The organism is Chloroflexus sp., from assembly GCF_034434295.1.
Taxonomy (GTDB): Bacteria; Chloroflexota; Chloroflexia; order Chloroflexales; family Chloroflexaceae; genus Chloroflexus.
Genome location: NZ_DAOTZQ010000107.1, coordinates 1 through 7,209, shown reverse-complemented (window position 1 = coordinate 7,209; position 7,209 = coordinate 1). Strand labels below are relative to the sequence as shown.

The following is a 7,209-nucleotide window of genomic DNA, read 5'->3' as shown; positions in this document are numbered from 1 at the left end:
CTCACCCCAGCGGGGGAGGCCAGGAGGGGGGGCGATTTGCCTGTTCCTCACCCCAGCGGGAGTTATGTATTACCTATAACTGGTATCATCCACGTGCGTATCAGCCGGGTATGATCGCTATTGGTGCTGTTTTGGGCGACTGGCCCGGTGACAGTGCGCCGCTCCAACCGTGCCAGCACGTGCTGGATGGATTGCCTTGCCCACTCGTCATGCGCGTGTCGCAGCGTTTGGCGTGCGGCAGCCATGCTGCCGCGCCAGCCGTGCTTACGATCAGGGGCGGATCGCAGCAGACTCCTCACCGGTTAGAGGGATAACGTGCACACACGATCTGCCCTGGAAGCGTGCGCCTCCGGCGCACATGAAAGGAGCGGGTTCCAAACCCGCTCCTCCTCACGCGCCCATCGTGTGCATGGCGCAGGGTTTGGCGTGCGGCAGCCATACTGCCGCGCCAGCCGCGCTCACGATCCGGCGCGTGTCACACCGTTCCCCATCCTGGTCACGGAAAAGCCGAATGTGATCGTTTCGATCATCGAGTCGGTCCGGCACGCATGCGATACCTGTGCGTAGATATTTGGTCATACCAGGTTTGTGACTGCGCACCAGTGGCCACGGTGATCATCTGATGGCAGTGGCGAGGATGCCTCCACGCAGGCTGGAAGCCTGCGCCACGGGAAGCGCTTGCAGCCCGGCCTAACGCAGCGTGACATGTGGGTAATACATAGCCCCAACGGGGGAGGTCGGGAGGGGGGGAGATAATGCAGTCCACTCTCTACCCCCCACTCCCGATCACCTCATCCTGATCGCGCCGCAGTACTGTCCGCAATCTGGCCACCAACCGATGGAGCTGTTCATCATCTCGTGCATCAGCCCGTCGCGGATGGGGCAGATCAACAACAACGTCCGCCAATACCCGTGCCGGTCGCCGACTCAACACAACTACCCGGTCAGCCAGCAACACCGCTTCAGCAAGATTATGCGTCACCAGCAGCACAGCCGGACGCGGTTCGATAGTAGCAAGCAAATCGAGCAGCTCACCCTGCAACTGCTCACGGGTGAGTTCATCGAGCGCACTAAACGGCTCATCAAGCAACAGTACCGGTGGTGCAAGCGCCAGTGCACGGGCCAGCGCTACCCGCTGTTGCATACCACCTGACAACTGACGCGGCAATCGCCCTGCCGCATCGCTCAATCCCATTCGCGCCAGCAGTGCGGCCACCCGCTCGGCCCGCGCCGCAGGCGGCCACCCGGCCAGTTCAAGTGGTAAAGCCACATTCGCTGCTGCATCACGCCACTCCAGCAGCGCAGCCGCCTGAAAGGCAATCCCAAAGCAATGCTCACGCCGTGCCTGCACAGGCAACAGACCAGACAAACGCACATCGCCAGTATCGGGTTTTTCCAAACCGGCTACGATCCGTAACAACGTGCTCTTACCACATCCGCTTGGCCCAACCAGCGCAACCACTTCACCGGCCGCTACCACTACATCAATGCCAGCTAACGCCTGCACATCGCCCGTGCGGGTACGGTAGCACTTGGAAACCCCGTGTATCTCGATAGCAGGTTGCCGCGGCTTCACCACCGGTTGATCTGTAGCCGGTTCATCAAGTGTTACAAGCATATCCCGCGTCTGCCCGTCCTCTCGTTACCGTTGTTCTGGTAGCAGCGTGTAATCGGGAAAATTACCGTACAACCGCTCTCCCGGCGCGCCGACTGTCACTGCTTCAACCAGATACTTACCCCCAACAAAACAACCCTTCCAGGATGCTCCCATCCCACCAAACACCTCATCGCGATCACCGCGCGAGCGCATGCGGTTGATGCCGACTTTGAACGCTCGCAACTCACCGGCAATCATCTGTCCCAACCTGAGATCATCGGTCGCAATCGAGGAAACCAGATTCCCATTCGAGATATTCATCTCGCTGATCAGCTCCTCGACGCTATCAACAATCACAATCGTATCAATCGGGCCAAACGGCTCGTTGTGGTGCAGGCGGCAATTCCGTGGCACGTTCAGTAACGCGATTGGCGCCATATAGGCCGAAATATCCTGATTGGGTAAAAACAGCTCTGGGTTCAATTCACCTTCGTACAGACAAACCGCACCGGCACCCAGCGCCTCGCTGTAGAGCACACGTAGCTCTTCCACCTTCCTCGCATTGATGAGTGGGCCAAAATCGAGCCGAGGCAACGGATCACCCGCTTGATCGACCAGTACCGGATTGCCGATCTGCAAGCTCTTCAGAACAGGCAAATACACATCCAGGAATTTGGGAAAGAGTCGCCGCTGAACAACATAGCGAATGTAGGCTGTACACCGCTGTTTACCGTAAGCGAAGCCCTTTTTAATCTGCTGAGCCAGACTCGCCCAATCAGAGAAATCCCAAATCCCGTAGCAGTTTACCCCCTCCATCTCCAGCATGTAGCGTTTGTTTCGGTCGTAGAGCGATGCAGCAATATCACGCCCGTTAGTTTTCCCGCCTACAAACGCCAGGCACGCTACATCGGCATTCCTTACCAGAGCATCGCTGAGCGCACCCCCCGATCCACTGACCAGCGAGACAGGCAGGCCAGCCCGACGGGCAATCGCAAAACCTAGCGTTAACGCGAACAAGCCACCATCCGAAGGGGTTTTGGCGATAACGGCATTACCGGCCAGGGTCTGCACCAGTACCGCGTGAACTAACACCGAGTACGGATAGTTCCACGAGGCAATATTTGATATCAGACCGAGCGGACGGCGGTTACTCAGCATCCATTCGATCTGATCGATATACCACTTGACACCATCAAGACAGCGATCAACATCATCACACGCCAACTGGTATGGCTTACCAATCTCCCACATCAGCAGATATGCGATCAGGTCTCGGTGTTTTCGTAAGCCATCAACTGTCTCCTGCACCCGTCGCCGTCGCTCATCGAGATCAGTTCGCGCCCAGTCCTCATGTTCACGAGCAGCAAAGCGCACAGCGCGCTTCGCCGTTTCGAGGTCAATCATGGGCATTCGACCTAATTCAGTGCCATCAATGGGTGTAGCGTAATGCTTACCATGCCCCGGCCAGCCCCACGTTCCCTCGATCAAATTGAGAACATGCCCTTCACTGTTAAAAGCCTCTGGTACAACAGATCGTAATTGTGCCAGGAGATGCGACCATTCACACGCTGGTGCGATGATTTTGCTCATGCCATCCCTCTTCCGGTACTGTGACATTCAGCACAATCACAGTATATCACGCCGGTTACTACCATTCTCACAAACTGCTAAATATGTTGACATACAATATACCACCTCTTACTCAGGCAGCTCCTGTGATACACTATACAGCAAGAATGGTTAAGTTGAGAGAGTAAGCACTATGAACATCCTGGTTCGTCCACGGCGGCAGAGACGAGGTGCCATACCCTTAAACAAATACATTATTGAAGTTGAATATAGCGATGGTCGTCGTATTGTCTCAGAAGAAGAAGTACAATTTGACCTTACCACCCCCGAACCAAACAATCCTGCTGACATCACTCGCTACGGTCAGGAACTCTTCCGTCGTCTCTTTCCAACTCGACTGAGTCACCAGTTTCGCGTCTCACAGCGTACCGCTGCTCAGCAACAGCAACCACTCCGGCTACGCCTTGCTCTCGATCCGAAGGATGCCGAATTACAGGCCATCCCCTGGGAACTCTTACACTTCCCTGCCACTGACAATCAAAGCCAGCTCATCCCCCTGACCACGAGCGATCAAATCCTCTTCTCACGGTATATCGACAGTGAACAATTTGCCCTCTTTGAACCAATTGACCATCATCCGATCCGCTTACTGCTCATCTTTAGCGAACCAACCGATCTCGATCGCTGGCAATTATCGCCGTTTGATCGTCCGGCCACTGAACGCGATTTTCGGCAACGCTTTCGCCCATTTGTTGATACCGGCCAGTTAAAGTTCGACGTCTTACCCCGTGCTGAAGAGGCTGAACTTCGCCTTGCTCTTGAACGTGGTTCACTTCAGACCGAGGAAGCACGGGGTTACGATGTGGTTATTTACTTTGGTCATGCCCTGTTTCTTCCAGAGCGTGGTACTCGTCTCTTGCTTGAACATGGCCCACAGCGACGAGGTCGGCTCTTCGATGGTGAAGAGTTTATCAGCCTACTCACCCAGCTACCGTCCACACACAAACCGGCAATGATCGCACTTATCGCCTGTAACAGTGCAACTGTTGATCTGCATGCCCCGCTGAGCAATTTAGCTGCACGCCTGATTGCAGAAAGCGGCATTCCCGCCGTGCTGGCTATGCAACGACTGGTCGCTATTGAGCTGGCTCGCACATTTACTCAACATCTGACAGAAATGCTACTGCGTAACGGCTTTGTTGATCTGGCCGTCACCACGGCTCGTCGCCGTATTTACCGTAGCGACAGTATTCATTGGAGTACACCAGTTTTGTATACGCGACTGGCGAGCGGTCGTCTCTTTCAACCCAGTGTACTCCTCAGATACATTGAGTGGCTCTTACAACAGGACAGTATCCGACGTTGGGCCGGCACTGAATATATCGACATCGAATGCATCTCTTTCCCCGCCGATCAATACAGCCACCTGATGCAACATCGCCCTGAAAACCCTCTGCAGAGCCGTTCAGCCCGTGACATACTGTTGGAAAACATCAAGTCGGTTGTTAGTACCGGCAGTGGCGAATGCATGGTTCTCACCAGCAGTCGTCAATCGGGTCAGACAACCATTCTACGACGTGTCTGCCACGATTTAGCGCGTGACGCCCTGCTTGATATCGAAACACCCGTCGGTGTCCTTGTCTCACTTGCCGGTTACGAGCAGACACGTGGCGACTTGCGACTACGAGATCATATCGTCGAACAACTTAACCGCCAACACCCCGCTTTCGCCAATCATGTTCACAATCTCTTTCAGGGTAAAGCCAGCGGCCATCACAAACGACCTCGACTGGCTTTTCTCCTTGATGATCTGGATCAGGTACCAGAAACGTACTGGCAGGAATTGTGGCGCGACCTGCAAACCCTTCGTCAGTACCTGCCCGATCAGAGCTTTGTAGTCGCTGCACCACAGACATTTATCTCACAAACTGTTGATCAGAATATCAAACTCTTAATTCTCCAGCCGCTCGATGAAGAGAGCATCACCCTATACATTCGACAGCGTAAGCATCGCGATGCACGACGCATCATCGAACGAATCCGCGAAAATCGCTTACAGCACCTTGCCAGCGATCCGCGAATGCTTACACTTATTTACGAACGTCTCGCAACTGACGTTCAACAAAATATCTCTTACCACCAAATTATTGAAGGTTTTCTTGATCAGGAACTGCGTAATCTCGATACTCGTTACCAGATGGGCAATATTGCCCAGACAAGTCTCTACAGTATCGCATGGCAGTTATACTGGCAGATGAAAGAGTATCTTTCAATCGACGATGTTTTCACACTGTTTGCTCAGGTGCGAGGCAATCGCGATTACAGTTTAGAAGACCTTTTTCGCCAACTGAGCAACACACAACTTCTTACTGTAACCGGGCAACACGCGATCAATTTTACCAATCAAGCTGTTGCTGCGTATTGTGCAGCACAGGCCCTCTATACAAGCCCAGATCGCAACCAGCGTTTACTTGATATTATTGCGCTTTGTGCAGATGTGAAGCTACAACGCTGGTGGGAAGATGTCCTGTACGCATTGATCAGTTTCCTGGATAAACCGGAAGAATTACTTCAATATATTGCAAACTCACTTCGCGCCGGGAATCACCGTATAGCTGTCCTTGCTGCCCGCTGTTTAGAGGTTTTACCACCATCCAGACTGGAAAAACTGTCAGTCAGATTGCGTGACGAGTTGATTGATACGTGTCTCTTGCAACTCGATGAACAACGCGAACCTGATGTTACACGACGCGAAACCCTGGTTAGATCACTAGGAAAGCTCAATTACCCCCAGGTTCATCAGGAATTACGTCGTATACTGGTTGACAAAGTACGTCAGACAAGTAGCGGTTTACGCTACGAGTATACAAACATCCGCATTGCTGCCGCTCGTGCATTACGCGATCTTTACTTCCCGCAGTTCAATCGAAAGGCAAGAGAAGAAAAATCTACTGAAGACTTTGATCGAACTAAGATCACGATTAAGCAATTGCGTGATGATCGGCCTTTAATCGAATTAATGAATTGTTGGTTGAGAGGAGAGCAGGGGCGTAACGACTTGCGGCATCATATCAGCACATCACCTCTGCCCTCTGAACGGGCAATCGCAGCCTTCGCACTGGCCGATGTCAGTACAACTCCAGCGCAGCAGTTATGTGATGCGCGTTTTCTCCTGCGTGTTATTACTGCACCATCAGATACAACTACCACCAGAATTAGTGACGACTGGATCGACACGATGTGGGCAGCGGCTGATGCGCTGACCCTTTTTGACCCAGAGTATGTTGTGCCATTGATTGTCATCCTGATTCATCGCAAATCTGGCATGCCCGATCCGGCATCCCAACAGATAGCCTATCTTGCCGGTCGCTTACGCATCAATCAGCCGGTTGTTATCGAGTGGCTTATCTCACTACTTATTACTAATCCCCGTCAAAATGTCAAATCTCGTGCATTACAGTCACTGGCCTGGATTGGAAACACTGCCGCAAACCACCCAATTGCTCTCGCTGATAGTCCTGAGACTCTTACCGTTAAGCAGCTCATTGAAGAGATTGCGCTTTGGCGGCAATCTTTACCACACTTCGCATTGGGTAAATTTCAACTCGACCTGCCAAACAATAGCAATCAACCAGTTTACTTGCAACGAAAGGCCATCGAAGCCCTGGCCTGGATCGGCGACGAGAAAACACTACGTGAATTAGATAAATACTGCCCGCACTGGCCACTTGAACTGCGTACCCAGTGGTACGTCACACGCTCGAAGTTACCGCGATAGGATACTGTATCAAAAATCGCTTCCTTCCGTGCCTGCAACAATCCACCAGTGTATCGCTACCGGCACACCCGATGGCATTGCAGCACAGAAACAACCAGTAGACAGAGCATACGCCAAACAAACAACCCCCGGCAACCGTATCTGGTTGCCGGGGGTCATCATCGGTCGGGTGCGTGGACCTAGGTTCCCAGCGGAGAGCCGCCAGTAGGATCGGCGCTGCGATGTTTCACGACCCGGTTCGGGATGGTGCGGGGTGGGTCCACCG

Annotated in this window: 4 protein-coding genes; 2 read left to right on the top strand and 2 right to left on the bottom strand. The window is 53.2% G+C overall.

Features of this window, described 5'->3' with window-relative positions:
* Nucleotides 1-314, top strand: a 314-nt coding sequence (locus VAE57_RS14895; protein WP_322822655.1) for a hypothetical protein, incomplete at its 5' end; no start/stop codon positions are given.
* A 455-nt stretch (nucleotides 315-769) separates the two neighbouring features.
* On the opposite strand, the gene VAE57_RS14890 is transcribed toward VAE57_RS14895, so the two are convergent.
* Together VAE57_RS14890 and VAE57_RS14885 are read right to left on the bottom strand one after the other, a co-directional pair.
* Complete coding sequence (locus tag VAE57_RS14890) at nucleotides 770-1,618, bottom strand: ABC transporter ATP-binding protein (RefSeq protein WP_322822654.1); 849 nt, start codon at nucleotides 1,616-1,618, stop codon at nucleotides 770-772.
* Nucleotides 1,619-1,642: 24 nt separating this feature from the next.
* A complete protein-coding gene (locus VAE57_RS14885; RefSeq protein WP_322822653.1) occupies nucleotides 1,643-3,187 on the bottom strand; it encodes an aldehyde dehydrogenase family protein in 1,545 nt (514 codons plus the stop codon).
* A 172-nt stretch (nucleotides 3,188-3,359) separates the two neighbouring features.
* Here VAE57_RS14885 and VAE57_RS14880 point away from each other — a divergent pair, with 172 nt between their 5' ends.
* Nucleotides 3,360-6,944, top strand: a complete 3,585-nt coding sequence (locus VAE57_RS14880; RefSeq protein ID WP_322822652.1) for a CHAT domain-containing protein — start codon at nucleotides 3,360-3,362, stop codon at nucleotides 6,942-6,944.
* Nucleotides 6,945-7,209: the final 265 nt, after the last annotated feature.

Bases quoted from the DNA above. Each gene is read 5' to 3' on its own strand.
- VAE57_RS14890 (WP_322822654.1), bottom strand. From the start codon at position 1,618: ATGCTTGTAACACTTGATGAACCGGCTACAGATCAACCGGTGGTGAAG.
- VAE57_RS14885 (WP_322822653.1), bottom strand. From the start codon at position 3,187: ATGAGCAAAATCATCGCACCAGCGTGTGAATGGTCGCATCTCCTGGCA.
- VAE57_RS14880 (WP_322822652.1), top strand. From the start codon at position 3,360: ATGAACATCCTGGTTCGTCCACGGCGGCAGAGACGAGGTGCCATACCC.